Genomic DNA, 23,933 nt, shown 5'->3' with positions numbered 1-23,933 from the left:
AAATGCCCCTCTTATTAGGAAATGACAATTAATTGCTAGTTAATTGCTTTTAGGGCGATTCGAAGCGCCAGAAATGTAGCCGCGGCCTGGGATTGCCGCGAATCCGTCCGAGACGCGGACAAGGCCGTTTTTGCACGGTTTTTGCACAGCTTCCGAATCGGGCCACGGCATAGAGAAAGGGGCGCTTACGCGCCCCTTTCCCATGGATATGCGTATCGCTGAATTAGGCTAGCGGCCCCGCCCGACAAGAGCCTCGACGAGCAGGCATGCGATGGTGACGGGCAGGACGATGACGGCCAGGACGATGGTTGCAGCATATCCGAGCACCAGCGCCGCACCCTGGCCCACGGTCAGCCGCTTCCCGCTAGCCATGGCGCGCCCCATTCCTAGCGCGCGCGTATTCTAAGACGCCCTCGTTCCATGCGCTCACGACGACGTCTATCGATGGCCCCATGACGTAGAACGGGAAATCGCATTCGAAAAACGGGCACGCAAGGTAGAACAGCCCGGAGGGAAATGACTTAACCATGATGTGCTGACCACAGCTGGGGCATTTGACGACGATGCCATCGCTCATCGCTCCACCACCCAACCTGGCTCGTTCGCGACCGCGCCAACGACCTTGGCACCTAGCAATATTTCAAGAACGTCGAGCGAATCATCTACCAGCACGCCCTTGTGGGTCATGAGGTAGACATCACCAACGCATCTGCCGTACATGAACTCATGCGGTGTGATGGGATTGCGAATGTTCTTGCCCATGCGCTTCGCCATGTCTCGGATGATGGCTTTTCTGCCCTCGTCGCAAACGATGATGTACAGGTCATCTCGCTCTGCCAGCTCTATCAATCTCGCAGTCTTACCAGTTCCGCGCGGGGTGTGAATCCAGATAGCGCGATCGCCGTCAAGGGCGCTGGCGGCTCCTTCGCATTCAGCTCGCGCGTTCCATTTTTCCGTGGCCTGCTCTGGCGTATCTTCGTAGCCGCTCTTTGCACCACATGTCACGCAAATCGCGTAATACCTATCCATACCCCTAACGTCTATATCTTCGAGCCAAATGCTCTTGTTGCCGCAGAATGGGCACAGCTTCAATTCCTCGCACATCTCTATTCCACCGCCTTCGCGCCGCAGTTGGGACAGAATCGAGGCTTGTGGTGAGTCGTCAAATCCGTGTAATTCGTAAAGAACGCGCCGCATTTGCAACAACGCCAGACGCTTCCGTCGCATTGGAATCCATTACTGAGCCGTGCGATATGCGCCTCATCACGCGCATCACTACATCCGAGCGTCACTTCGATGACCTGCTCTGGCGTTATCAGGCAATGGTAGTCGGACATCAGTTCCAGCTTGCCATCGTGACTTTCGACGGCGGCGAGCAGAAAGCCGCCACGGTCCCAATCCGTGATGTATTGCCTTTCGTCGGGGTGGGGGCTGCGGTCGCTCCATTCTATGCCGCGCTCGTCCAGCATCTCGCGTAGGCGTTCGGTTGCGCTCATGCCATCTCCTCCTTCAACGCCTCGCCAAGCTCGATGAGCTTGCGTGCCACGTAGTCCGCAGTGCAGTTCGCAAACAGCAAGCGAGCATCGGACACCGGCTCAGTGTCAGTGCAATACACCACGCCTTCTGAGTAGTAATCGATGAATCCGAGGTCATTGATCTTGAATACGATGTTGCATTCCTTGGCCTTTCCAGCCAGTTTTATAAAATCGATCTTCTTGCTCATCGCGTACCTCGCTCTCCATCTTCCTGCCGTTGCTTGAGCTTCTCGATCTCCTCATCCGCGATTCGCACCTGCGCGTCTGATAGCCTCAATTCGAGCTGCAGCATCTTCTTCTCGCGTTCCAGCTTCCTGATGGTGTCGGTCATCCAGAGGGCGACGTAGAAGAACGAGATGGCCAGCGCCGAGCATAGGATTGCGAAGAACACCTGATTTACCATTTCCATCATCGCTCGCCCCCTTCGTGCTGCGCCAGCTCGCGGCTAGCGCGCATGCATTCGTAGACGAGGGATTCCGTAGTCACCGACACCAGCTCCCTCACGAGCAGCCAGACCATCGTCCGGTCCGAATAGCTGAGGTCGGCCGTCTCTTCGTTGATGCAGTCGACTATGCGGCTGACGCGCGAATCCAGATTACTCATAGCGCCCCCTCCAACGATTCCTCTTCTCGCAGGCCAGCATGTATGGCGTGAAGTCCTCGACGCCGAGCGCCGAGATGACGCCGCACGCATACCGCTCGAGTTCTTCGACAGTGCCCAGCAGGTCTTCTAAGGTGCGGTCCGATGGGAACAGATTCCACATGCGCACGGCCTCGCTAACTTCGGCGGCGGCGAGCAGGAGGCCATGGAGGTACGTCTTCGTCAGCGCCACCCCTTCGCATTCGCACTCGCGCAGGCCGTACTGGTTGACGCCCGAGAGCATGTTCTCGCAGGCCATGACGAGGTCCGCCAGCTCGCTCAGCAACTTCTTGAGAAACGGCTGCCTGTACATGGCGCGGCCCTTCGCATCAAACTGCTGCCAGGCTGCGAAGACCTCAGCGGCCTCCTCCAAGACCTTGGCCGACTGCTCCCTGTTAGCCTCGGCGCTCGGAAACGTAGCCACCTCACCAATGTTGACTATCATTTTGCGTACACCACCTTCGCGTGGCACTTCGAGCATATCTGGCCGTCATCGGGCCTGGACGTTGAGAGGATGTTGCCACATACCCCACATCCCCACTTCTCGTACGGCTCATACAACGACCTATTCGCGTTGGTGTACCGCCTCGGGCGGCATTCGACGGGGCGGAAGTATTCGACCCCCTGATACACGATCGAATCGGGCATCTCGTCATCGGGCGTGACGACCCGCTGCTTGACGCCATCTGGCGTCATGACCAGATCGAGCTTATTCGTATCCATCGGCCACCACCTCAAGCTTCCCGACGCCGCGGCACTCGTTAGCGAACCCGCCCAGCTTGGTCAGGAGCTCGTCCACATTCGCCGCGTAGAGTACGATGGTGACGCGGGACAGCGCGCCGGGAATGAATCCCGATACGCGGGCGCCCTCGATGTAATGGGACATTGCCTCCGAATCGACCGAGACGGCGATGTTCCAGTCGTGGGCAACGGACACGACGTCCTGCAAGTCCATCGCCATTACTCATCACCATCCTCGCCGTCGCCCTTCCAGTCATCAGAACTGGCCCACTCGACATACGCGTCGACGGCGGGCTGCAGCTCGGGGTCGAGCTCGAATCCATCGGCGAGGGCGGCGGCATACACGGCAGCCCAGTCCACCGCCTTGTCGTGCTCGTAGGTGGTCATGCCGCCAAGTTCGCCAAGGAAGAGGGCCTTCACGCCGAACTTCGCCGGGGTGGGCATTCGGTTGCCGATGACGACGGCGAGGGGCAGGCCGCTCACGTAGTCGAACATCTTCGACATGCGCAGCTCCCTGCCATCCTCCTTCGCGCGGCGGACGAACTGCGGCGCGGAATATCCCTCGGTTGCCCAGACGCGATCGAGCGCCCAGCGGCCCACGTTCGGCAGCGGCCCTCCTGACAGGATGGACTCGTAGACGAACGCCTCCACGGACTCCACCGCGGCCGCCAGCTCGTCGGCCTTCGCCTGCGCGGCGATCGAGCGCTCCTCCGCCTCGGCATCCACGGCGTCGGATGAGGGGGCGTAGACGGTCACCATGCCATCGTCCACCTCGGCGTAGGCGACGCAGCCTTCGGGCCAGTCATGCGATTCGACGGCCTTCGGGATGTTCTTCCAGGGGCTGAGCGTGTACTCGTGCGTCATGTCCAGGGGCCTCTCGCCCACCAGCCCGATGCCCACCCCGGCGAGCGCGTCGATGGCCGCCCTGGCGGTCGCGCGATTGCGAGACAGGCGCTTGCGGCTATCGGCCACGAAGCGCCACTTCCCATCCTCCGCATCGAGGACGGCAGCTGCGGCCTCGTCGTCTCCCGCCTCGGCGAACTCGCCGATGGCGAACAGGCGGTCGAACGTCATCTGGTCGCCCGCATCGCCCGCGACGGAACGGCCACGCCGGGCGCGTCGGGCGCTTCCAGGCGCGAGGTGGGCGGCCTTATCGATTACGTCATCGTCGACGCCGAGCAGCAGCATCTGCTGCGTGCCGCGGCTCTTCTCCTCGTCGGTCAGGCGGCGCTTGTCGTCGGTGGCCACCATGGCCACGGCGGCATCGCGCTCGTCCATGCCCTCGCACACGACGCATGCGACCTCCTCGGGCGCGCCCTCGCCCAGGGAGCGCATGGCGCGGATGCGGCGCTCGCCGTCCACGATGCGGAAGATGGAGCCGTCGGCCACCACGATGGGCGGGTTCCACGGCTGTCCGCCGTTGCCGGCGAACGACGCGGCTAGCGCGTCCAGGTCGCCGAAGTCCTGGCGGGGGTTGTTCTCGTCGGCCACTATGGCGTCGAGCCTTACGTTCCTGATCTGCATTGAGTCTCCTTTGCTATCTATCGGTTTACCGATTCCTTCAAATACGTGATTCGCCAGCCATCGAGCACGCCGTGCCTGCTGGCCAGGGAGGTGACGCGGCACGCTGGCACGCCGAGCGCCTCCGCGGCCTCCGTGACGCTCTTCCAGGCGCGCCATTGCCCGTCGGGGCGCGTCGCGAGGATGGGATTCCTGGCCCTGTTCGAGAACATCCAGGCGGGAATCTCGTCCTTCCACGAGCGCTCGGCGGGGCGTCGCGCCCATTGCGCGCAGCTGCCGTTTCGCTCGCAGCGCTCGCGGCGGCGGGAGCCCTCGCGGCAGGCGTGCAGGCACGTGGCACAGGTACGCTCCCGTGCGGCCCTGGCGTGAGGGGCGTGGTGGGCGGAACGGGTCGACATGGTCATCGCGCGCCTCCCCTCTGGCGCACGTCCTCGCCAGTCGTCGTGATGCAGCGGCACAGCTGCAGGCGGCTCGCTATGGCCTCCGCGGTCTTGGCCTCGCCGTGCCTGGCGTAAAGCCCCAGCAGGTCCCCGCGGCTGTAGTTGGCCGTGAAGACCGTGGCCTTGCTCGCCGAATAGCGGGCGTCGACCAGCTCCCACATGGCGGCCACGGAGTACTCGCTGGTGCCCTCCTTGCCCAAATCGTCGATGGCCAGGAAGTCGATGCAGCGCGCGCGGTTCCAAAGCTCGGGCGCGTCGATGCGCGCCTTGACCAGCTCGGCGGCCGTGGAGAACATGGCATGCGCGTGGCGGATGCTCACCAGCTCCTCGACGATGCAGCATGCCAGCTCGGTCTTGCGTGTGCCGTAGCTGCCCTGCACGTAGACCCATTCGCCCTCCTCCATGGCATCCGCCAGGCGCGGGGCGTCCGGGTGCGCCATGCCGCGGAACAGGGAGGGCACGCGCGCCCGGTCGAGGGCCTTGTCGGCGCGCGTGGGCGGCTTCTCCCAGACCCTGCGCGACTCGGCGCAGCCGCAGGATGCCCAGCAGGTCGGATGGTACGAGACGTTCCCGACCATGACGGAGGTGCGCTTGAGCGGGCGGCCGCAATACGGGCACTCGATGGGCGGCGGGGTGATCGCGTTCGCGATGTCCATCACATACCACCCCCGATTACCTCGTCGACCACGCCGTCATATTTCGAGTAGTCGGAGATTGGGCCGAGCTCGTTGACGTAGTTCTCGAAGTTCGTCTTGCTGAAAAGGGTGGACGGGCGGATGAACGCGCGCATCTTGGGCGACTTGGACCACTGTCCCACCTTGAGGTCGATCACGCGCTTGATGACGTCGACGCCGTATCCCTCCTCCATGCGCGCGTGCACCATGCCGCGCGTGGCCTTGGTATCGGCCTTGAAGGACTTGCCCGAGCGGGCGTTCAGGTGGTCGATTACGTCTCGAATGGGGTCGTACCCGTCCGCTTCGCCGCGCTCTAGGGGGACTATAGGGGGTTTATTATTATCCCCTATATTATCCCTATATATATTGGTGGACATTTTGTCCGCACCCCCTGGACATTTTGTCCGCACCCCCTGGACATTTTGTCCGCACCCCTGGACATTTTGTCCACCCCCTACGGAGCGCATGCCGAGGCTCTGGGCGGTGACCCTGTAGGACTTGAGGACGATGCCGGAGATGACCTGCTCGCGCTCCTCGATGAGCCCCATGTCCTTGAGGTCCGACAGCGCCCTGCGAATCGTTCGCGTCGACGCGCCGCACCATTCGGCCAGGTACCTCTGAGAGCCCTCGAACCAGGAGCAGCCGTCCTGCGAGAACCCGTAGATGATCGAGTAAACCGACAGGCGGGCGCCAGAGAGGCCTAGGTCGTTGACCATCCAGGCGTGCTGGACGACGTACGTCTTGCTTGGCAGCATCCGATTACCTCCTTTCCCTTCGGATGCGCCCTAGAATGGAATATCGCATTCGTACATGTCGGCTTCGTAGGCCGTTTGCGGCTGCTCTCCCGCCGCGCTGGGTGCCGTTTGGGCGCTTTCCGCACCCGTGCCGCCCTGCGGGGCGTTAGCGGCCTTAGAACGGCTCTGGCTCATTAGCTCGATTTCGTCGACGAGCACTTCGAGCTTGCTGCGCTTCTGGCCGTCGCGCTCCCACTGACTCCATCGCAGGTGTCCTTCGATGGCCACCTTCCCGCCCTTCGTGAGGTAGGGCGCGATGCCCTGGGCGCGCGAGCCGAACATGGTGCAGTCGACGTAGTTCGGGAAGTCTTCCCACTCGCCAGTCTGCGAGTTCTTGCGGCGCTCGTTCACCGCGACTCCGAAGCCGAGAACCGCCATGCCAGACGCCGTCTGGCGCAGGTCCGGCTCCCTTGTGAGGTTGCCCGTGATAATCACCTTGTTAATCGACATCTTCCATCCTCCATCTCTTTCCTTGCTTGATGTACCCGACCATGGTCGGGGTGATTCCGAATTCGCTTCCGATCTGCGCGTACGTCCCCGTTGCCGCCCGTATCCTCCTCGCGGTCTCCGCGTCGAGCTTGCGGCCTATGTGGCGGTCGTGCGCCCTCCTGGGCAGGTTCCGCCACGCATGCGCCACGTTCTCTCCGTGGGTGACCCATTCGAGGTTCACCAGGCGGTTGTCCGCCTTGTCGCCGTTGATGTGGTTGACCTCGACGCCCTCCGAATGGAACGGAATGAACGCCTCGGCGACGAGCCTGTGGACCAGGACGTTGCTCACGGCCCCGTCGCGCGAGAGGTAGACGCGCATGTAGCCATTGGCGCATCGGCTGGGCGATAGCTCCATCCCCGCGTACGAGCGGCCAGCGCACTCGTGCGGCGCGCTCATCACGTGGCCCTGGTCGGACACGAGGTAGAGTCCCTCGTAGCCTGGCGCCCACTTCCAGCGCTCGCCCATGGCTACTCGCCGCCCTTCGCGACCTCGCCGCTCAGCATGGCGAGCTCCACGTCATCGCGCGGCGATGCGTGAACGTAGTTGCCGATGGTCGTGTTCACGCTCGCGTGTCCCAACCTTCGAGCCACCTCCGCCAGGTTGCCCTTGCCAGCCACCAGACCAGTGGCGTGGGTGTGCCGCAGGGTGTGGAACGTGCCGTGCGAGATGCCCAGCGAGCGCACGAGCTGCGTGAACCAGCGGCTCACGGCGCTCGGGCGGATGGGCTGCCCGCAGCGCGAGCACATGACGGGCGTCGACGGCCCCGTGCGCCGCATCCAGGTGTCCTGCCAGGCGAAGTGCGCCTGCAGCGCCTCGTCCAGCTCGGGCGGCAGCGTCAGGTTGCGCACGCTGCTGTCCTTGGGTATCCCGTATTCGGGCCGCCCAGCGGATTCCGTCAGCTTGCGCTGGACGGACAGCCGCCCGTCGCGCACGTCGCGTCGCATCAGCCCGCAGATCTCGCCCTCGCGAAGCCCCGTCCCCAGGGCGATGAGGACCGCCATGGCGAAGCTGCGCGCGTTGACGTTGCGCCCCGCAGAATCGTCGGCCAGGATGGGCGCTATGGCCTCGCGTATCGCCTTGACCTCATGCGCGGGAAAGTACCCGGTGACGGCCTTTCGGCTGCGCGGCGTGGCCACGTCGCTCATGATGTCCAGGTCGACCGCGCCAAGCTCGCGGAACCACTTCCAGGCGCCAGAGAGCAGCTCGTGGACGAGCTTGATGCTCGACGGCGCCAGCGCCCCGCTCGATGCCATCTTCTGGTACATGCGCTGCACCATGTGAGGGCGCACGTCGGCCACCTCGATGGCCCCGATGGCGGGCGCGATGTGGCAGCGCAGCAGGCTGCGGTACGTCGACGTGGTAGCAGGCTCGCGTCCCGCGACGCCGCCCAGGTGGTCGATGTAGGCGGCGAGCATGTCGGCCGTGCGCGAGCTTCCCGCGACGCCCCAGGCGGCCCTCTGCGTCTCTGCCCATTCCAGGGCCAGCCGCGCCGCCTCGTGGCTCGTCATGCCGAATCCCAGCGCGTGGCGCACCCTGCGGCTCGCGCCCTCGCCCCTCGCGTGCGGCAGGTACGCCCTCGCGTACCAGCGTCCGCTGTCATAGCGGCCCAGGAAGATGCGCACGCCATCGACCTGGCCGATTTCAGCTTCCAAGATCGTCATCGCAGCAGCCCCCTCGCGCGGTCGAGGCCGTTGCGCGTGCTGATGTCGAGCACCGGCACGAGGTAGGGGCCGCCCAGGTTGAAGAGCTTCTTCGCCTTCGCTGCCTCGGAGTAGACCGGGAAGACGGCCACGGGCATGTCCTTCCCGTCTACCTCCCTGGTGACGGCGTAGAACGCCCCCAGCATGGGCCTGTTCGGCCCGTAGTTCGTGATTTCGTTCATTTGAGAGTCTCCTCGCTTCTTCGATTCGCCCGCGAGGTGCGCGCCGCTTCTGCCAGCGGCGAGCGGGGCATGCATCGCCCCGATGGCCCAAGTTGGTCGCGCGTAAGGAGTGAACGCATGGGGGTGCAGGGCCATCGGACGGCGCGCACCCTGCGGGCGAATCTCCCCGTTGCTAGCCAGCTATCAGGAACAGCGCCAGCGGGGTGCCGATGAACAGGCCAGCCGCCACGAGGAACGTGACGAGGAAGTCACGCGCGCTGGAATCAGCGACGCATGCTATCATTTCGGATTGCAGGAGGTATCCTGCAATACTCCCGGTGGCGCGCTCGGTCTTGGCGGAATGGGCGCGCTGCCTATCGTTTTCTACCGACTGCATTTAAGTTCTTCTTCCTTCCACATCTTCATGGTCTCCGGAACGTCGACGAACCACGTCGAGGTTCCCTTTGGCTTGAATGCCCTGACCGATCCATCCCTGCACATCTTCCTGGCCATTGAGGCGGATATGCCCAGCATTTCCGCGAACGCAGCTGGCCTGACGAATCTGCATTCCATTGTCATCACCTAGCTGACAAGGGATTCCAACGAGCAACCAAGCGCGCACGCTAGCGCTGCTGCGTTGTTGAGATTCGGCAATGCGTGGCCGCGCTCGTACTTGCTGATTGACATACGGTCGACGCCTGCCTTGTCGGATAGCTCTTGCTGCGAGAGTCCGACCCGCGCGCGCTCTGCTCGCAGGTTCTGCGCAAAGGCAACGACCAACTCCTCTTCCGTCTTCATAATCACTCCTCTCAGTGCAATTGTGATTATCACTTGGTAGCAACTATAGCTATTCTGGTTATCAGTGGCAAGATGTTTTTTATCTTTTTGTTGATAAAAGTGATAACGCTGATTACACTCACCTCAGAAGGAGGTGAGCGCTATGGAATTGAGATTGAAAGAGATTCGCAAGACGCGCGGCCTAACGCAAGAGGATATGGCGCAGGCGCTCGGCGCCAAGCTGCCAACGTACCGGACATGGGAGCGCGGGACGGTTCCAATATCACTTGAGACCGCTTGCGAGTGCGCGAAGATACTCAACTGCTCCATAGACGAGATTGCCGGCATCGAATGCGACCCTAGAGCGTCCCAGATCATGTACTGCTATCTCGACCTGTCAGAAGCTGGCAAGGAAGCCGCGCTGGGCGCCGTGAGCGGTATCGCAAAGGCGTTCTCTTCGGAGGAGGATGGAGGCTCGCGGGATGGAAGTGATACGCAACTGACAGCCTAGAGGGTTGTCGGTCGCATGGTGGTGGTAAGTCATGAGACTAAGCGGAATGGGCAGCATTCGCCCCTTGGAAAAAGGTCGATGCCGAAAATGGCAGGTAATAGCGAGAGCCGTGGATGACGATGGGAAGCGCAGGCAGTTCACTCGCGTCGTGCACGGCGGCAAGAGAGATGCACAAGCCGCGCTTGATGAGCTCAAGGCAAAAGTGTCTGGCATCGTGGAAAATGACGAGACCGTCTCCGACTACCTCGATGGATGGTTGAAATGGAAAGCCACATCAGTATCTCATCAGACGCTGATGAATTACGTGAGCGCGTTCAACGTGTGGCGCCCGCTCATTGGCGAGATCAAGATGGAAGAGCTCAACAGCTCACATATTCGCAAAGTCATTCCAGCGTTGCTCGATGGACGGAGCAAACGCACGGTATACCAATACATGATTATGCTATCCGTGGCCATGAAGTCAGCAGTGATTGACGGGCTTATAGCAAAGAACCCCTTATCGGGGGTAGATCGTCCACGGTGGAGGCCAACAGAGAGAAGAGCGCTAGAGCCTGCCGCGCTTGATGAGTTGTGGACGAATATCGAAATGGTTGACGATGGGAGTCCCCAGCGCATCGCCTTTTTGCTGATGATAGATTGCGGCCTGCGCTGCATCGAATGCCGCAAGCTCGAAGTAGGCTGCGTCAGCGACGGTTTTCTCATCGTCGGCGAATCAAAGACGGCAGCTGGAAGAGGGCGGCGTATACCGTTGACGAAGCGAATGTCGCGAGTTCTGGAAGAATGGATCGAATGGCGCGGCGAAATCGGAGCTAGTGGCGCCCTGCTCGTACACCCAGATGGGCAACCGCTAAGCCAGAGGTCTCTCGAGTCGTGGTGGTGGGCGCATCGGGACAAATGGGGATGCGGCGACATAACGCCACATGGATTACGTCATTCGAATCTATCGCGCATGGCACGCCACATGGGCGCACATGACCTCATGCGCTGGGCAGGGTGGAAGGATATATCCATGGCGCTGGTCTACGTTCATGACGATGACCAACAGTTATTAAACGCCGTCGAACGAATGCAAAACGGTGCATAGATGGTGCATACGATGTATTGCAATTTAGAATACATAGGATGACCTGGAGATTTAGATACACTCTACTTTAAGGAAGATTATGCAGAATAATGCAAGCGAGCAAGGAGCGTCAACGATGTCTCAATCTGTAACCATCGCGTTTCTCGGACCCGCCGGAACCTATTCCGACGAGGCAGCCCACGCATTTGCAAAGCGACTAGGAGTCGAAGCGGAATTCGTGGCACTCCCCTCCTTCAATACGGTATTTGAATACGTTGACCAGGGAAAATGCGATTACGGCGTAGTACCCACCGAGAACTCGCTCGAAGGATCGGTTACCAGCACGCTCGACAACTTCGCCTTCAACAGCGACTGCGTGATTCTGGGCGAGGAAGTGCTCTCGATTCACCACTGCCTGCTCGTTTCACCCGGCACCACCATGGCCGACATCAAAACGGTATACTCGCACCCTCAGGGATTGGCGCAATGCCGTCGCTACCTGAATGCGCACCTTCCCAACTGCCAGACCATCGCGACGTCCTCCACCGCCGAAAGCGCCCGGGTGGCGGCAAGCACGGAAGGCGTTGCAGGCATTGGCAACGAATTCGCAGCTCAGCTGCATGGCGCCGAGATTCTGGAACGGGAAATCGAAGACCATTACGGCAATCAGACGTGCTTCGCGCTCATCGGCCGTCGTGGGACGCAACCAGTATTCCAGGGCACGAAGTTCAAGACGTCGCTTGCCCTGTTCCTCAACGCGAACAAGGCGGGTACGCTGCACATGATTCTCTCGGAGTTCGCCTACGCGGGCATCGACCTTTCCATGATTCAGTCGCGCCCCACCAAGCAGGGCCTAGGTGACTACATGTTCTTCGTGAACATCGATGGCTCAATCTACGAGCCCGACGTGCAAACGGCCCTTTCCTGCCTGCGTTTGAAGCTGCGCGAGGTGAAGGTACTAGGCTGCTACCCCGTAGCCTAGGAAAAGAGCCTTCCGCCCTCTACGCGCAGAAACCCCTCGCGCTGCAAGTCGCTCACGATACCATCGAAGAGCTCTTGCGTCGTGGCTTCTCTACCTGCAGCAACTTCGAAGGCATCAAGAGAATTCTTCATATGCTCAGCAGGAATGCCCTGGTGAGATAGGAGTTCACGCACTACAAATGCGCGCTTCTGCCTTCGAGACCCCTCAAACCTGCTCTGACGCGTGTACGATTTCGAACGACGGGAAGCATTGCCCTTCGTTTGCTTGATATGCGCACCCCAGTCGAGCAGCGCATAGTACCACCTGCGCGCATCGTCTTGCGGGCACGATTCGCGCACCAGGGGCTCGATCTGCTTATCGTGAACCTCGTCTTCTTCGGGAAAGAACTGGTCGATGAAGACCGTGCGCACGTTCGTCTCAATATAGACGGATGGTCTGTTATGGGCAAACGAAATAATGCCCGCAGCCGTAGATGGGCCAATACCCGGAAGCGAAAGCAGGTCACGCTCCTGCGTGGGCAACGCGCTATCGAAGCGTTCGACGCATTCCTTCGCGCATTTCAGGAGCGAAAGCGCGCGGCGGTTATAGCCAAGCCCCTGCCAAAGCCCCAGCACGGCGGCAGGTTCGGCCAAGGCGAGGGATTCCACTGTGGGAAATGCGTCCAAAAAACGAGGCCAATACTCCAGCACGCGCTTGACCTGCGTTTGTTGGAGCATGACCTCGGAAAGATACACCGCATAGGGATCGTCGATGTAACGCCACGGCAAGCCTTCTCGTTCGTAGAGACGACCCGCTTCGTATACGCGATCCTGGAATTCGGCTATAGAGAGCAATGAAATGCGAAATGCTAGTTATTGCTGAACTTACCAGGATGGGCCATCTGGTCTTCGGCAAGACTTCGAATGCCCATGAAATCCTCGGGCTGCTTGACGCCGTCAGCCGCAAGAGCCTTCAGGTCGAGGCCAACGGCGTTGGCAACATTCGCATGCACGTAACGAAGGAAATCGTCCTTCGTGCCACCATCGAACACCTGCTGCAGCGTGATAGAGGCGAACAGGGCGTTCAGCACCTCGTCGGCTGCCTGCCACACCTTATTGAACGCGCAGCGACCACTACGCGTGCACGTTTCGGGATCGGCAGCGCAATTGGAGATGGTTACCGGACCCTGCAGAGCACAGAGGACATCGAGAATGGTGACCTTGTTCGGATCGAGGGCGAGCTTCAGGCCGCCACGCGAGCCGCGCGTCGTATGCACATAGCCAGCTTTTGCCAAATCGTGCTGAATGGTACGCGCGAAGGCGTAGGGAATATCTTCCTCCTCGGCAATCTCGGCAATGGAAACATACTGGTCTCTGTGGTTATACGCAGCACGAAGAATTCGGCACGCATAATCGCAACGACGTGTTAACTCCATTATTTTCCACCCTTACCCAAAAAGTCGGATTCTTTCTTGTCTAGTTCTACCCGAAGCGCATCAACCAGCGTATCTTCCAAGGCACGATATTCCTTGGATTCGAGCGGCTGATATGACGCAATCTTCTCGTACAGGTTCTCACGCGTAACCGGAACGTACACACGCTTGCGAATGCTCTCGTTGTACGCCTGCTCGACGGCATGGCGTGCAGCCGTGTACATATCGAATCGCGTCATGTGCTTCGAATAGGATATGAGCTCATCTCGATCCAGGAAACGGAGCGAGGGGAACAACGCACATGCATGTTGCCATATCGCAGCACGCTCGCGCTTTCCCGGAGTATCGATCTGAACGATATCAACGGGGTCGAGAATATCATAGAAAAAGGCTTCTAGGTCCTTTTCTTCGCTACATGAAGCAAGAACCCACACATCGGGGTGTTCTACCGAAGCGCGAATGAAATTCACGGCCTCGCGAGCACCGCGCGTAAGCTGCTGAGTGAACGATGCTTCGCCATCTTCGGAGTCGACGGAAACCGGCGCGCCCCACAAATCAATGTTCTCGAGCATGAGCACAGCAGGGCCTTGGAACCCAAGGCGCGAAAAGCGCGCCTTACCACGGAACTCACGCGACGTCATGATGCAGAGGACCGGATATCCCTGGGGACTTTCGTCCATGAACATACGCACCACGGGCAAGCCAAGCTCGCCAGCCGTGGCAACCATGAAGCGATTGGCATCTTCGCGCGCTTTGGAGCGGAAGAGGATCGTCTCGACCGATGGAATGGACTCGAGACCATGACGCTTGTGCAGCATCTCCATGAACTCGGAGAACTCACCATCATCGCCCATGCCGATTCCGCGCTCGCGCATCCTCTTGATTGTCTTGTCGTAGCCGATGAGGTCGGCATAGGTGAACGACTCCGCTTCGGGAGCAGAGGAATCGTCATCAGAAGATGGTTCGACGCCCAGCAGCTCCGACATATCCTGAACCTCGTCGTGCGAAAAGCCGAATTCCTCGAGCTTTTCGAGCGCCATGCTCTGCAGGGCCTCGGCATTGCGTGCCGTCTCCTCGCCCGTGGCATAGGGCTCGAGCTTCTCGAAGACGTACTCGGCGAGAGCGCGTTCCTTCAGCTTGCACGCAACGTTCCACGCACGGCGCAAGCCCTCCACATACTGGGGCTCGACGTCGCCGGAAACCTGGTTTGCCGAATCGAACGCGGCTATGTACAGATGAGCAGCCTGCGAAAGGCGGTCGTCGTCGTAGGCGCGGCCGGCCATGCGCAGAAGATCCTGCGCGCTGCTCGTTTCGTTATCATGACCTGATGTATTTCCCGAGCTGGGGGTTCTACCAAACACACCACCATCTCCTTAGTCTTGCCAGTGGGCAATCTGCCACTCGTTGCGGCGAGCCTCCCGGGTGAGCGTGGAATCTGGTGTCACCGCTACAGGATGCTGCGCCATTTCGAGCATAGGAACATCGGAATGATGATCGCCATAGGCATACGATACCATCCAAGTACCCTTTCCAAAAGCATCATCGGCATATCGCCGCAAGGCTGACACCTTTTCGGCACCTTCAACAGGCAAACCCTTCACAATACGGGTGTAGCACTGGGCATCGTCGATTTCCATGCACGTACAGACAGCATGGTCGATGGGCAGAAAATCCATGGCACGACGTACGATGGCTTCCCACGTGGCTGAAACGATGACGACAACGCGACCCGCTGCGTGATGCTCCTCCATACTGGCTATAGCGCTTTCGCGTACGCGCTCGGCAATCACTTCGTCGTAAAAGCTCATGAGGTAGTCATCGACCTCACTGGCCTTTTGGCCCACGAACGCCGTGAAGACCTGAGAGCGCACCCAGCTCTCGTTCTGCGGCAGGCGCAGCTTGTACGCAACGGCCCACAGACCAATGCCCAACGCCCTGAAGAAGTTGAGCTTGCGGCGGAGCAACAAGTAGCGCACCAGGAGCACCGGGGAATTACCGCGGATGCAGGTTCCGTCGAAATCATAAAGCACCAGCTCAACTGGCGTAGGCGAAACCGTTGCCGTGTCTTCCATGCTCCAACTTCCACGATAGTCGTTTAATACTCGAATGAAGTATTATAGCGTTCGCGGAATACGGCGCAAGGCAGACCTACGCCATATTCGCGAACTGAGCGTTGTAAAGCCGCGCATAGTAGCCATCGAGACGCAAAAGCTCCTCGTGAGAGCCCTGTTCCACAATGTCGCCCTTGTCGATGCACAGGATGAGATCGGCATCGCGGATGGTGGAAAGCCTATGCGCGATGACAAAGCTCGTGCGTCCGTGCATGAGGTTTTCCATGGCGAGCTGAATCTGGCCCTCCGTGCGCGTATCCACCGAACTGGTTGCCTCGTCCAGAATGAGCATCGAACGATTCGCGAGTATGGCCCGCGCAATGGTAATGAGCTGGCGCTGCCCCGCACTGATATTAGAAGCGTCTTCGGTGATTACCATGTCATAGCCACCCGGCTGCGACATGATGAAATGATGAGCATAGGCCGCTTTCGCCGCCTGCTCGACCTCTTCGTCGGTAGCCGTTAGATTTCCGTAGCGAATATTCTCGCGAATCGTGCCATTGAACAGCCACGTCTCCTGCAGCACCATAGCGATGTGCGCACGCAGGCTGCCCCGATCGATAGAGGTGATGGGCGTGCCATCGATGGAAATGGACCCCTCATTCACGTCATAGAAGCGCATCAGCAATTTCACGAGCGTGGTCTTCCCCGCCCCCGTGGCGCCAACCAAGGCAACGGTCTGCCCCGCCCGCACGTGCGCGGAGAAATCGCGAATCACGGGCACGCTTTCGTCGTACCCGAAGCGCACGTGATCGAAGACGACGTCGCCCGCAACCCGCGAAAGCTCCACGGAGCCCGATTCGACTTCCTCGTCTGCATCCAGAAACTCGAATATGCGCTCCGCAGCCGCAGCCATGGACTGCAATTCGTTGGCGACCTGGGTAATCTGCTGAACGGGCTGCGTGAAGTCCTTCACGTACACAATAAATGCCTGGATATCGCCCACGGCAATGGCGGAGGCAACGACCAAATACGCGCCCAATACGGCGACGACGATATATCCCAGGTTGGTAACGACGCTCATTACGGGCATCATGAGACCACTCACGAAGCGCGATTTCCAGCCCGCCTCGTACAGCCGCTCGTTCGCGGCGGCAAACGAAGCCCCGACCATGCGCTCGCGCCCGAAGGCCTTCACAACCTCGTGCCCCGAGAATGTTTCTTCTAACAGGCCGTTTATCTCGCCAAGAGCGTTCTGCTGCTGGCGGAAGTACTTTTGCCCACGCTTCATGACCACGCCAAGGAGCAGGGCCGATACGGGCAGGGTAAGAAAGACCGCCAGGGCCATAAGGGGCGAGATCCAGAGCATGACGCCAACCACGCCCACGATGGTGACCACTGACGTGACGAGCGTCGTTAGACTGGAATTGAGGCTCTGAGCAAGCGTATCGACGTCGTTGGTAATGCGCGAAAGCACATCGCCCGTGGAGGCGCTTTCGAAATAGCCCATGGGTATGCGATTAATCTTTTCGCTGATGCGCTCACGCAGGCGGAAGCACGCATCCTGCGTTACGTAGGACATGATCCAGCCCTGCAGGAACGAGGCGAACGCAGAAAAGAGATAGAGCGCGAGGGCCGCCAAGAGCACTGCGGCTATGCCCGCGAAGTCGATCGAACCCGTTCCGGCAACGCGCGCAACTGAACCCTCGTAGAGCAATGTGGTGGCCTGGGAAAGCACCTTGGGGCCCGCCACGGCAAACGCCGTCGAGGCAATGGCAGCAACGAACACAAACGCAAGGCGCACCTTATAGGGAGCAAGCAATCCAAGAACGTGAGAGAAAGCCACGCGAGCGTTACGAGGCTTCTCGACGTTCATGCCACGCGGGCCGCGCGGCATGCGTCGACGTTCGGCGCTACGCTTCAAGTCTTCACCGCGAGAGGCCATGCTACTCACCCCCTTCCAGGGAAGAGGATGCAGGCACAGTAGCCTCCTCGTCCTGCGGCGCAAGCTGAGAACGGGCGATGTCGGCATACGTAGCGCAGGAAGCAAGAAGCTCGTCATGCGTTCCCAGCCCCACAACCTTTCCTTCGTCGAACACGACGATGCAGTCAGCATCGGAAACGGTGGCAACGCGGGAAGAGACCACGATGCGCGTGGCCAATCCCATTTCGCGCTGAAGCGCCCGTCGAAGCTCGAGCTCGGTTGCGTAATCGAGAGCGCTCATGCTGTCGTCGAAAAGGAAGCAACGCGGCTTGACCGCAAGGGCGCGCGCAATGGCCAAACGTTGGCGTTGGCCACCCGAAAGGTTCGTGCCACCCTGGGAAACGTCGGAATCATACCCTTCGGGTAACGACTGAACAAATGAATCAGCCTGGGCAATGGAGGCAGCCCAACGATTAGCCGCTTCGTCCACATCGTCCAACCCATACGAGATATTGGACGCGATAGAGCCGCTGAACAGGAACGACGTTTGCGGAACGTAGCCAAACGTACCGCGCAGCGCAGCAAGCGAAAGCGATTGCGCCTCTACCCCATCCACAAGAATGGACCCGGATTGGGGATCGCAATCTCGCATGAGGAGCTTGAAGACCGTCGATTTGCCCGACCCCGTCGGACCAACAAGCGCCACGTAGCCGCTCGCGGGAACCTTAAAGCTCACATGAGAGAGCACGGGCTCGTCGCTGCCATCGTAGGCGAACGTAACGTCACGAAACTCAATTTCGGCACCAGGCTGCAAAGAGCGCTCGTCATCACGCGGTCGTCCGGGATCGGAAATCGCGATGTCCGCTTCGAGCACCTCGTCGATGCGCTTGGCAGACACCTCGGCGCGCGGCAGGAGAATGGCAAGCATCGAAAGCATCATGAAGCTCGAGACGATGGCCATAGAATACGTGACGAAAGCCATGACGTCGCCCGTTTGCATATTGCCCACGTCGATGGCACCCGCGCCGACCCACACGATAAGCACGGCCATGGCATTCATGACGAGCATCATCCCCGGTCGCATGAACGACATCGCACGGTTGACGAACAGCTGCGTATCACGCAAGTCTCCGCTTGCCTGGGAGAAGCGTTCCTCCTCGCGGCCTTGACGATTGAAGGCGCGAATGACGGGAATGCCCGTGAGCATTTCGCGGGAAATGAGATTCACCTTGTCGATGAGTTTCTGCATGCGACGGAAACGCGGCATCGTAGCCACCATGAGCACGCCGATAACCACAACGACCACGAGCACGCCCAACCCGATAATCCACGTCATAGAGGCATTCGTCTGCAACACCATCACGATGCCGCCCACGGCCAAGATGGGAGCGTAGATAACGACACGGAGCAACATGTAGCTAACCATTTGAATGCGCTGGATATCGTTTGTGGCACGCGTAATGAGCGAAGCCACGGAAAACGACTGCACCTCGGCGTTGGAAAAGCCAACGACTTTAGCAAAAAGACGCTCGCGCAAATCGCGCCCCACCGAAGCGGAAGCCCGACCAGCCAGGAAGGAAATGCCCACGGCAGCGGCAATGCCCAAGAGGGTAACGCCGAGCATCTGGAGGCCAATGCGAATGATGTAACCCTGCTGCATGGCAAGCGTATCGACGCCTTGCGCCTGGTATTCCGCAAGCAGCTCGGCCGCCTCTTGGGGAGACGACGCCTCGATGCCTGATTGCTGAATGCCCACGTCGACAATGAGCGACGTGAAGTTTGGAATGGCAAGGTCGCACGCCGCCTGGACGCCCAGAAGGACGACGATGAGGACGGCAATGCCAAGATAGGGCTTTAGATACTTAAGGGAACGCACACAAACGCTTTCGTTGAGACCGATTGGCATCAAGATACTAGTGGGAAAGAAGATGCGCTCGCAGCATGGCCGCTGATTGACACCAATATGTGACCTTATGCAGACCGAAAAACAAAACGCGGGGCATGCAAATGCACACCCCGCGTTTCACGTGCGAAAAGCAGCTGCGCTACTGCTTCATGCGCAGCGTCCTCATGGCGTTGAGGATGGCGAGCACGCTTACGCCCACATCGCCAAACACGGCAAGCCACATATTAGCAATGCCAATAAACGGCAGCGCGAGAATCATGATGAGGACCTTCACGCCAATGGCGAACACGATATTCTGACGAACGATGCCCATCGTCTTACGCGCAACGCGTATGGCATAGGCGATCTTCGCAGGGCGGTCGTCCATGAGCACGATGTCGGCTGCCTCGATAGCAGCATCACTGCCCATGGCGCCCATTGCGATGCCGATATCGGCACGCATGAGAACGGGGGCATCGTTCACGCCATCGCCCACGAAGGCAACCTTGTCCTTGCCCTCGACCTGCGCAAGAAGCTCTTCGATAATGGACACCTTGTCTTGCGGAAGCAGCTGCGCACGATATTCGGCAACGCCAAGCTCATCGGCAACGGCGGCCGCAACCTCCTCGCGATCGCCCGTGAGCATGACGGTGCGCTTCGCACCCGAGGCATGCAACGCCGCGATGGCGTCCTTCGCATCTTCCTTCACGACGTCAGCGATAACGATGTGACCCACGTATTCGCCGTCGATGGCCACGTGGAGAATCGTGCCAACGAGCTCGCAATTCGGGTACTCGATGCGCGCCTCGTCCATAAGGCGATCATTGCCCACGAGCACCTTATGAGCGGAAACGAGCGCATAGACACCCTTGCCACCATGTTCTTCCACATGCTCGATGCAGCTCTCATCCACCACGCCTGCATAGCTCTCGCGCAGCGAAATGGCAATGGGATGATTCGAGTTGGCTTCGGCATGCGCGGCATACGAAAGAACGTATTCCGGGTCGACGCCCTCGGGCGTATGCACAGCAACCACGCCAAACGTGCCATTGGTAAGCGTACCCGTCTTGTCGAACGCGACGATGCCCACATCTCCAAGCGCCTCGAGGTAGCTAGAGCCCTTTACGAGCACGCCGTTGCGCGACGCTGCGCCAATACCCCCAAAGAACGACAGGGGAACGCTGATGACAAGCGCACACGGACAACTCACGACCAGGAAGACCAAGGCGCTCTGCACGCTCGCGCTCCAGCTTTCGCCGAAGAGGAGCGGGCCGGCAACCGCAATTACGGCCGCAAGGCCAACGACGATAGGCGTGTAGTAACGGGCGAATCGCGTGATGAAGTTCTCGGTGCGTGCCTTCTTCTCGCTGGCATTTTCAACCAGCTCCAGAATGCGCTGCACGGTGCTTTCGCCATACACGCTCGTGGTGCGGACGGTGATGAGCCCCGTCATGTTCACGCAGCCGCTAATGACGGCAGATCCCGCCTGGACTACGCGCGGCACGCTCTCACCGGTAAGCGCACTGGTATCCAGCTGCGAGGAACCCTCTTCCACAACGCCATCCAAGGGTACGCGCTCGCCCGGCTTAACTACGATAAGCGATCCAACCTCGACGGTATCAGGGTCAACCTCAACGACCTGACCATCTTTCTTTAGATTGGCGAATTCGGGGGCGATATCCATCATGTCGGCGATGGAACGACGCGTCTTGCCCACGGCATAGCTTTCGAACAACTCGCCCACCTGGAAGAACAGCATGACTGCCGCGCCCTCGGCCATGTGAGGCTCCGCATCGGGAAAGAAGACGAGCGCAAAGGCGCCAATGGTGGCGATGACCATAAGCAAGTTCTCGTCGAGCGGCTGGCCATGAGTGATGCCATGCCATGCCCCCGCAAGCACGTCGTAGCCGGCAATGAGATACGGCACGAGGAACAAAACAAACTGGACCCACAGCCCATACGGCATAGCGTCGAACACGTGGAACCCAACGGATAGCACCTCGAGCACCACGAAAAGGGAAAATGCAACAATGATACGCTTTAGAAGCTTCGTTTGTTTCTTGGTCAGATTCTTTGCCATGTACAGTATCCCGAGCCTAGACTAGCACTTCGCAATCGGGCTCAATATCATTGAAAATCTTGACAGATTGACCAAGAATCTCCTGAAACTTGGCGTCGTCTGCATCGAGGGTGAACTTCAGGGTCATGGCGTTCACGCTAGCCTTCGACACCCCGTCGATCTTTTCGATGCGATTCTGGATCTTCCCCGCGCAATGCGAGCAAAGTTCCCCGTCGAGCTTAATTACCTTACGCATGCTTATTCCTTTCGCTATTCGCAAATATGAGACATACCCTGAGACAACATGGTGTACACATGGTCATCGGAAAGCGCGTAGATGATCTGCTTCCCTTCCTTGCGGAAACGCACCAGATGGGATTGCTTCAGAATGCGCAGCTGATGAGAAACGGCGCTTTGCGACACGCCAACCGCTTCGGCGATGTCGGCAACGCAACGCTCACGCTCCATGAGGACGTAGAGAATGCGAATGCGCGTGGTGTCGGCGAAAACCTTGAAAAGGTCCGCAAGGTCGTAGAGCATTTCCTCGCTGGGAACTTCACCTTCGGCCAGAGGGCATTCGTTTACGGTATCGTTTTCCATGTTCATCCTTACTACATATGCACATCTGTTCATACGTTATGACATCAGAATAGAACGCGTGCATGCACAAGTCAATACATTCTTTGGTTTGGCGGCATGCCATGACGCCCCAGCGTCATTAGCGCATATACTCGTTGCATGGAAGAACTCTTTACGGAAATACTCGCCCTGCTGCGCACAACGGGAAGCCTGGAGCAAAAGCCACTCGATGCCCTCCTGCGCAGCTTCAACGCACGCACACACGAACAATCACGCACCTACGCAAAGAAGAAGATCCTCCCGTACTACCTTGGCGTAAAGAACACGCAGCCCGCGCTCTGGGAGTCCTGGCATGTTACTCCGCAGGAGGAAACGGCGCTCTTCGCCGCGCTGCGCATGAAGCCGCGCCGAAGCGCTTCGGGCGTGGCAACCATCACGGTGATCACAAAGCCCTGGACGTGCGGTTCCGATTGCATCTACTGCCCCAACGACATTCGCATGCCGAAGAGCTACCTGCATGCCGAACCCGCATGCCAACGCGCCGAACGCGCCTATTTCGACCCATATCTGCAGGTAGGTGCACGCCTGCGGGCCCTCGTGCAAATGGGCCACGCCACCGATAAGGTAGAGCTCATCGTGCTGGGAGGCACGTTTACCGACTACCCAAGCGAATACCAAACCTGGTTCATCAAGGAAGCGTTTAGGGCGCTCAACGAGCACGCTATCGAAATCGAGGCATGGGAAAGCCGTCGTAGCGCCTACCAAAACGCGGGAATCGCCCGGGATGACGACGAGCTTGCCGCCCAGACGCAAGAGGCGCAAGCCAGCATCAACGCACGGCAGACGAGCTTCAACGAAGCCGCCACGCAGCTATACAAGAAAGGCGCCAACTGGCAAAGCGTCGCAAGCTGGCAAACGGCAACCTACCAGGAGCTCGAACGCGAGCACGTGCGCAACGAAACCGCCAAGCACCGCGTGGTGGGCCTGGTAGTAGAGACGCGCCCCGACGCCATTACGACAGACTCGTTGCGCAAGCTCCGCGCATACGGGTGCACCAAAGTGCAGATTGGCGTGCAGAGCCTGCAGCCCGGCATACTCAAAACGAACAATCGCAACCTCACGCCCTCGTCGATTGCGCGCGCGTTCGACCTGCTACGCCTCTTTGGATTCAAGATCCACGCCCACTTCATGGTGAACCTCGTAGGGGCCACGCCCGAAGGCGACATCAACGACTATCGATCGTTCGTGTCGGACGCTCCCTACCAACCCGACGAGGTGAAGCTCTACCCCACCGCTCTCATTGCCGGAGCCAGGTTAGAGCAACTCTATCTAGAAGGCGCCTGGAAACCATATGACGAAAAGACGCTTGTAAACGTCCTGGCGCAGGACGTGGTAAACACGCCGCCCTTCGTGCGCATATCGCGCATGATCCGCGATTTCTCGTCGAACGACATCATGGCGGGCAACAAGAAAACCAACCTGCGGCAGATGGTCGAAAACGAGCTACAAGACCGAAATGCCGAAGTCCGCGAGATTCGCTATCGAGAAATTGCGGGAAGCGATATCGACCCGAAGAAGCTCATGCTAGACGAATACCGATACGAAACGAACGCCACGAGCGAGCGCTTCCTGCAATGGACGCTCCCCGATGGACGCATCGCAGGCTTTTTGCGCCTCTCACTCCCCCGCGAAAGCGCATTTGAAACGTATCGTAACGACGACCTGCCCACACATCCAAACGAAGCCATGATCAGGGAAGTGCACGTATACGGAAACGCCGCGCACATTAGCGGGCACGACGGCACGGCGCAGCACCTGGGCTTGGGAAAGAAGCTCATCGAGGAAGCATGCCGCATCGCAGCAGCCGAAGGCTACGATCGCATTAACGTAATCAGCGCCATCGGAACACGCGAGTATTACCGCAAACGAGGATTCGCCGACAACGGACTATACCAACGGAAAACGCTATAGCGCAACGCAAAGCGCCCCTTCGCCA

At 59.5% G+C, this 23,933-nt stretch carries 32 protein-coding genes; 5 read left to right on the top strand and 27 right to left on the bottom strand.

Annotated features, from left to right (window positions below; translation table 11 throughout):
* Positions 1–228: 228 nt before the first annotated feature.
* The 17 genes from AAY81_RS10440 to AAY81_RS04835 form a co-directional block, all read right to left on the bottom strand.
* Positions 229–372, bottom strand: coding sequence for a hypothetical protein (locus AAY81_RS10440; RefSeq protein ID WP_156501497.1), 144 nt, complete (start codon positions 370–372; stop codon positions 229–231).
* 201 nt (positions 373–573) lie between these two features.
* On the bottom strand, positions 574–1,104 hold the full coding sequence (locus AAY81_RS04910) for a Lar family restriction alleviation protein (protein ID WP_066662123.1): 531 nt from the start codon (positions 1,102–1,104) through the stop codon (positions 574–576).
* Positions 1,105–1,106: 2 nt separating this feature from the next.
* The gene (locus AAY81_RS10545; protein WP_066662121.1) at positions 1,107–1,496 is read right to left on the bottom strand and encodes a hypothetical protein; all 390 of its coding nucleotides are present in this window, start codon (positions 1,494–1,496) and stop codon (positions 1,107–1,109) included.
* Positions 1,493–1,723 carry a hypothetical protein gene (locus AAY81_RS04900; RefSeq protein WP_066662118.1) on the bottom strand — a complete coding sequence of 77 codons (231 nt, stop codon included), beginning with the start codon at positions 1,721–1,723 and terminating at the stop codon, positions 1,493–1,495. Before AAY81_RS04900 ends, AAY81_RS10545 begins: the two co-directional genes overlap by 4 nt.
* Positions 1,720–1,947, bottom strand: a complete 228-nt coding sequence (locus AAY81_RS04895) for a hypothetical protein (RefSeq protein WP_066662115.1) — start codon at positions 1,945–1,947, stop codon at positions 1,720–1,722. The genes AAY81_RS04900 and AAY81_RS04895 overlap by 4 nt, the downstream gene beginning before the upstream one ends.
* Complete coding sequence (locus tag AAY81_RS04890; protein ID WP_066662112.1) at positions 1,944–2,138, bottom strand: hypothetical protein; 195 nt, start codon at positions 2,136–2,138, stop codon at positions 1,944–1,946. Before AAY81_RS04890 ends, AAY81_RS04895 begins: the two co-directional genes overlap by 4 nt.
* Complete coding sequence (locus AAY81_RS04885) at positions 2,131–2,619, bottom strand: hypothetical protein (protein ID WP_066662105.1); 489 nt, start codon at positions 2,617–2,619, stop codon at positions 2,131–2,133. The genes AAY81_RS04890 and AAY81_RS04885 overlap by 8 nt, the downstream gene beginning before the upstream one ends.
* Positions 2,616–2,897, bottom strand: a complete 282-nt coding sequence (locus tag AAY81_RS04880; protein ID WP_066662103.1) for a hypothetical protein — start codon at positions 2,895–2,897, stop codon at positions 2,616–2,618. Before AAY81_RS04880 ends, AAY81_RS04885 begins: the two co-directional genes overlap by 4 nt.
* Entirely contained in the window at positions 2,884–3,135 is a 252-nt protein-coding gene (locus AAY81_RS04875) for a hypothetical protein (protein ID WP_066662101.1), read from the bottom strand. The genes AAY81_RS04880 and AAY81_RS04875 overlap by 14 nt, the downstream gene beginning before the upstream one ends.
* Positions 3,135–4,439 (bottom strand): ParB/RepB/Spo0J family partition protein, encoded by a 1,305-nt coding sequence (locus tag AAY81_RS04870; protein WP_066662098.1) that lies wholly within the window; start codon positions 4,437–4,439, stop codon positions 3,135–3,137. Before AAY81_RS04870 ends, AAY81_RS04875 begins: the two co-directional genes overlap by 1 nt.
* Positions 4,440–4,456: 17 nt before the next feature.
* Positions 4,457–4,840 carry a hypothetical protein gene (locus tag AAY81_RS10540; protein WP_066662095.1) on the bottom strand — a complete coding sequence of 128 codons (384 nt, stop codon included), beginning with the start codon at positions 4,838–4,840 and terminating at the stop codon, positions 4,457–4,459.
* Entirely contained in the window at positions 4,837–5,316 is a 480-nt protein-coding gene (locus AAY81_RS04860; RefSeq protein ID WP_169815797.1) for an ATP-binding protein, read from the bottom strand. The genes AAY81_RS10540 and AAY81_RS04860 overlap by 4 nt, the downstream gene beginning before the upstream one ends.
* 215 nt (positions 5,317–5,531) lie before the next feature.
* Positions 5,532–6,305, bottom strand: coding sequence for a conserved phage C-terminal domain-containing protein (locus tag AAY81_RS04855; RefSeq protein WP_066662090.1), 774 nt, complete (start codon positions 6,303–6,305; stop codon positions 5,532–5,534).
* Positions 6,306–6,335: 30 nt separating this feature from the next.
* On the bottom strand, positions 6,336–6,794 hold the full coding sequence (locus AAY81_RS04850) for a single-stranded DNA-binding protein (protein ID WP_066662088.1): 459 nt from the start codon (positions 6,792–6,794) through the stop codon (positions 6,336–6,338).
* Complete coding sequence (locus AAY81_RS04845; RefSeq protein WP_066662085.1) at positions 6,784–7,299, bottom strand: NUMOD4 motif-containing HNH endonuclease; 516 nt, start codon at positions 7,297–7,299, stop codon at positions 6,784–6,786. Before AAY81_RS04845 ends, AAY81_RS04850 begins: the two co-directional genes overlap by 11 nt.
* Before the next feature lie 2 nt (positions 7,300–7,301).
* Positions 7,302–8,495, bottom strand: a complete 1,194-nt coding sequence (locus AAY81_RS04840) for a site-specific integrase (protein WP_066662078.1) — start codon at positions 8,493–8,495, stop codon at positions 7,302–7,304.
* Positions 8,492–8,716: a hypothetical protein gene (locus AAY81_RS04835; RefSeq protein WP_066660185.1), complete on the bottom strand. Its 225-nt coding sequence runs from the start codon at positions 8,714–8,716 to the stop codon at positions 8,492–8,494. Before AAY81_RS04835 ends, AAY81_RS04840 begins: the two co-directional genes overlap by 4 nt.
* Positions 8,717–9,119: 403 nt before the next feature.
* On the opposite strand from AAY81_RS04835, the gene AAY81_RS10435 reads away from it, so the two are divergent.
* A complete protein-coding gene (locus AAY81_RS10435; RefSeq protein ID WP_156501496.1) occupies positions 9,120–9,281 on the top strand; it encodes a hypothetical protein in 162 nt (53 codons plus the stop codon).
* On the opposite strand, the gene AAY81_RS04825 is transcribed toward AAY81_RS10435, so the two are convergent.
* Complete coding sequence (locus tag AAY81_RS04825) at positions 9,278–9,493, bottom strand: helix-turn-helix domain-containing protein (protein ID WP_066662074.1); 216 nt, start codon at positions 9,491–9,493, stop codon at positions 9,278–9,280. The genes AAY81_RS10435 and AAY81_RS04825 overlap by 4 nt on opposite strands.
* A gap of 142 nt (positions 9,494–9,635) precedes the next feature.
* Here AAY81_RS04825 and AAY81_RS04820 point away from each other — a divergent pair, with 142 nt between their 5' ends.
* The 3 genes from AAY81_RS04820 (at position 9,636) to pheA (ending at position 12,028) form a co-directional block, all read left to right on the top strand.
* Positions 9,636–9,983, top strand: coding sequence for a helix-turn-helix transcriptional regulator (locus AAY81_RS04820; protein ID WP_066662072.1), 348 nt, complete (start codon positions 9,636–9,638; stop codon positions 9,981–9,983).
* Positions 9,984–10,029: 46 nt separating this feature from the next.
* A complete protein-coding gene (locus AAY81_RS04815) occupies positions 10,030–11,067 on the top strand; it encodes a site-specific integrase (RefSeq protein WP_169815796.1) in 1,038 nt (345 codons plus the stop codon).
* Positions 11,068–11,182: 115 nt separating this feature from the next.
* Entirely contained in the window at positions 11,183–12,028 is an 846-nt protein-coding gene (gene pheA / locus AAY81_RS04810) for a prephenate dehydratase (protein WP_066662069.1), read from the top strand.
* On the opposite strand, the gene AAY81_RS04805 is transcribed toward pheA, so the two are convergent.
* From AAY81_RS04805 to AAY81_RS04765, 9 genes are all read right to left on the bottom strand, one after another.
* Positions 12,025–12,861, bottom strand: a complete 837-nt coding sequence (locus tag AAY81_RS04805) for an HhH-GPD family protein (RefSeq protein WP_240480624.1) — start codon at positions 12,859–12,861, stop codon at positions 12,025–12,027. The genes pheA and AAY81_RS04805 overlap by 4 nt on opposite strands.
* Positions 12,862–12,875: 14 nt before the next feature.
* Complete coding sequence (locus AAY81_RS04800; RefSeq protein ID WP_066662060.1) at positions 12,876–13,442, bottom strand: RrF2 family transcriptional regulator; 567 nt, start codon at positions 13,440–13,442, stop codon at positions 12,876–12,878.
* Positions 13,442–14,800, bottom strand: a complete 1,359-nt coding sequence (locus tag AAY81_RS04795; protein WP_066662058.1) for a hypothetical protein — start codon at positions 14,798–14,800, stop codon at positions 13,442–13,444. The genes AAY81_RS04800 and AAY81_RS04795 overlap by 1 nt, the downstream gene beginning before the upstream one ends.
* 12 nt (positions 14,801–14,812) lie before the next feature.
* Positions 14,813–15,511, bottom strand: coding sequence for an HAD family hydrolase (locus AAY81_RS04790; protein ID WP_066662055.1), 699 nt, complete (start codon positions 15,509–15,511; stop codon positions 14,813–14,815).
* Between the two features lie 76 nt (positions 15,512–15,587).
* Complete coding sequence (locus AAY81_RS04785; protein WP_066662050.1) at positions 15,588–17,435, bottom strand: ABC transporter ATP-binding protein; 1,848 nt, start codon at positions 17,433–17,435, stop codon at positions 15,588–15,590.
* A gap of 1 nt (position 17,436) precedes the next feature.
* Positions 17,437–19,290 (bottom strand): ABC transporter ATP-binding protein, encoded by a 1,854-nt coding sequence (locus tag AAY81_RS04780; protein ID WP_066662046.1) that lies wholly within the window; start codon positions 19,288–19,290, stop codon positions 17,437–17,439.
* 169 nt (positions 19,291–19,459) lie between these two features.
* Positions 19,460–21,379, bottom strand: coding sequence for a heavy metal translocating P-type ATPase (locus tag AAY81_RS04775; protein ID WP_240480623.1), 1,920 nt, complete (start codon positions 21,377–21,379; stop codon positions 19,460–19,462).
* Between the two features lie 16 nt (positions 21,380–21,395).
* Complete coding sequence (locus AAY81_RS04770; protein ID WP_066662045.1) at positions 21,396–21,614, bottom strand: heavy-metal-associated domain-containing protein; 219 nt, start codon at positions 21,612–21,614, stop codon at positions 21,396–21,398.
* 14 nt (positions 21,615–21,628) lie between these two features.
* Complete coding sequence (locus AAY81_RS04765; protein ID WP_420838409.1) at positions 21,629–21,964, bottom strand: ArsR/SmtB family transcription factor; 336 nt, start codon at positions 21,962–21,964, stop codon at positions 21,629–21,631.
* Between the two features lie 132 nt (positions 21,965–22,096).
* On the opposite strand from AAY81_RS04765, the gene AAY81_RS04760 reads away from it, so the two are divergent.
* Positions 22,097–23,908: an elongator complex protein 3 gene (locus tag AAY81_RS04760; protein WP_066662041.1), complete on the top strand. Its 1,812-nt coding sequence runs from the start codon at positions 22,097–22,099 to the stop codon at positions 23,906–23,908.
* The last annotated feature ends 25 nt before the right edge of the window (positions 23,909–23,933 follow it).

Source organism: Denitrobacterium detoxificans (assembly GCF_001643775.1).
GTDB lineage: Bacteria > Actinomycetota > Coriobacteriia > Coriobacteriales > Eggerthellaceae > Denitrobacterium > Denitrobacterium detoxificans.
The sequence above is the reverse complement of the archived record's forward strand: the minus strand, read 5'-3'. Positions and strand labels throughout refer to the sequence as shown.

What these genes read in the sequence shown, in the direction of transcription:
- AAY81_RS10440 (WP_156501497.1), bottom strand. Translation starts at nt 372, where the DNA reads ATGGCTAGCGGGAAGCGGCTGACCGTGGGCCAGGGTGCGGCGCTGGTG.
- AAY81_RS04910 (WP_066662123.1), bottom strand. Translation starts at nt 1,104, where the DNA reads ATGTGCGAGGAATTGAAGCTGTGCCCATTCTGCGGCAACAAGAGCATT.
- AAY81_RS10545 (WP_066662121.1), bottom strand. Translation starts at nt 1,496, where the DNA reads ATGAGCGCAACCGAACGCCTACGCGAGATGCTGGACGAGCGCGGCATA.
- AAY81_RS04900 (WP_066662118.1), bottom strand. Translation starts at nt 1,723, where the DNA reads ATGAGCAAGAAGATCGATTTTATAAAACTGGCTGGAAAGGCCAAGGAA.
- AAY81_RS04895 (WP_066662115.1), bottom strand. Translation starts at nt 1,947, where the DNA reads ATGATGGAAATGGTAAATCAGGTGTTCTTCGCAATCCTATGCTCGGCG.
- AAY81_RS04890 (WP_066662112.1), bottom strand. Translation starts at nt 2,138, where the DNA reads ATGAGTAATCTGGATTCGCGCGTCAGCCGCATAGTCGACTGCATCAAC.
- AAY81_RS04885 (WP_066662105.1), bottom strand. Translation starts at nt 2,619, where the DNA reads ATGATAGTCAACATTGGTGAGGTGGCTACGTTTCCGAGCGCCGAGGCT.
- AAY81_RS04880 (WP_066662103.1), bottom strand. Translation starts at nt 2,897, where the DNA reads ATGGATACGAATAAGCTCGATCTGGTCATGACGCCAGATGGCGTCAAG.
- AAY81_RS04875 (WP_066662101.1), bottom strand. Translation starts at nt 3,135, where the DNA reads ATGGCGATGGACTTGCAGGACGTCGTGTCCGTTGCCCACGACTGGAAC.
- AAY81_RS04870 (WP_066662098.1), bottom strand. Translation starts at nt 4,439, where the DNA reads ATGCAGATCAGGAACGTAAGGCTCGACGCCATAGTGGCCGACGAGAAC.
- AAY81_RS10540 (WP_066662095.1), bottom strand. Translation starts at nt 4,840, where the DNA reads ATGACCATGTCGACCCGTTCCGCCCACCACGCCCCTCACGCCAGGGCC.
- AAY81_RS04860 (WP_169815797.1), bottom strand. Translation starts at nt 5,316, where the DNA reads ATGGCGCACCCGGACGCCCCGCGCCTGGCGGATGCCATGGAGGAGGGC.
- AAY81_RS04855 (WP_066662090.1), bottom strand. Translation starts at nt 6,305, where the DNA reads ATGCTGCCAAGCAAGACGTACGTCGTCCAGCACGCCTGGATGGTCAAC.
- AAY81_RS04850 (WP_066662088.1), bottom strand. Translation starts at nt 6,794, where the DNA reads ATGTCGATTAACAAGGTGATTATCACGGGCAACCTCACAAGGGAGCCG.
- AAY81_RS04845 (WP_066662085.1), bottom strand. Translation starts at nt 7,299, where the DNA reads ATGGGCGAGCGCTGGAAGTGGGCGCCAGGCTACGAGGGACTCTACCTC.
- AAY81_RS04840 (WP_066662078.1), bottom strand. Translation starts at nt 8,495, where the DNA reads ATGACGATCTTGGAAGCTGAAATCGGCCAGGTCGATGGCGTGCGCATC.
- AAY81_RS04835 (WP_066660185.1), bottom strand. Translation starts at nt 8,716, where the DNA reads ATGAACGAAATCACGAACTACGGGCCGAACAGGCCCATGCTGGGGGCG.
- AAY81_RS10435 (WP_156501496.1), top strand. Translation starts at nt 9,120, where the DNA reads ATGGTCTCCGGAACGTCGACGAACCACGTCGAGGTTCCCTTTGGCTTG.
- AAY81_RS04825 (WP_066662074.1), bottom strand. Translation starts at nt 9,493, where the DNA reads ATGAAGACGGAAGAGGAGTTGGTCGTTGCCTTTGCGCAGAACCTGCGA.
- AAY81_RS04820 (WP_066662072.1), top strand. Translation starts at nt 9,636, where the DNA reads ATGGAATTGAGATTGAAAGAGATTCGCAAGACGCGCGGCCTAACGCAA.
- AAY81_RS04815 (WP_169815796.1), top strand. Translation starts at nt 10,030, where the DNA reads ATGGGCAGCATTCGCCCCTTGGAAAAAGGTCGATGCCGAAAATGGCAG.
- pheA (WP_066662069.1), top strand. Translation starts at nt 11,183, where the DNA reads ATGTCTCAATCTGTAACCATCGCGTTTCTCGGACCCGCCGGAACCTAT.
- AAY81_RS04800 (WP_066662060.1), bottom strand. Translation starts at nt 13,442, where the DNA reads ATGGAGTTAACACGTCGTTGCGATTATGCGTGCCGAATTCTTCGTGCT.
- AAY81_RS04790 (WP_066662055.1), bottom strand. Translation starts at nt 15,511, where the DNA reads ATGGAAGACACGGCAACGGTTTCGCCTACGCCAGTTGAGCTGGTGCTT.
- AAY81_RS04785 (WP_066662050.1), bottom strand. Translation starts at nt 17,435, where the DNA reads ATGGCCTCTCGCGGTGAAGACTTGAAGCGTAGCGCCGAACGTCGACGC.
- AAY81_RS04775 (WP_240480623.1), bottom strand. Translation starts at nt 21,379, where the DNA reads ATGGCAAAGAATCTGACCAAGAAACAAACGAAGCTTCTAAAGCGTATC.
- AAY81_RS04770 (WP_066662045.1), bottom strand. Translation starts at nt 21,614, where the DNA reads ATGCGTAAGGTAATTAAGCTCGACGGGGAACTTTGCTCGCATTGCGCG.
- AAY81_RS04765 (WP_420838409.1), bottom strand. Translation starts at nt 21,964, where the DNA reads ATGAACATGGAAAACGATACCGTAAACGAATGCCCTCTGGCCGAAGGT.
- AAY81_RS04760 (WP_066662041.1), top strand. Translation starts at nt 22,097, where the DNA reads ATGGAAGAACTCTTTACGGAAATACTCGCCCTGCTGCGCACAACGGGA.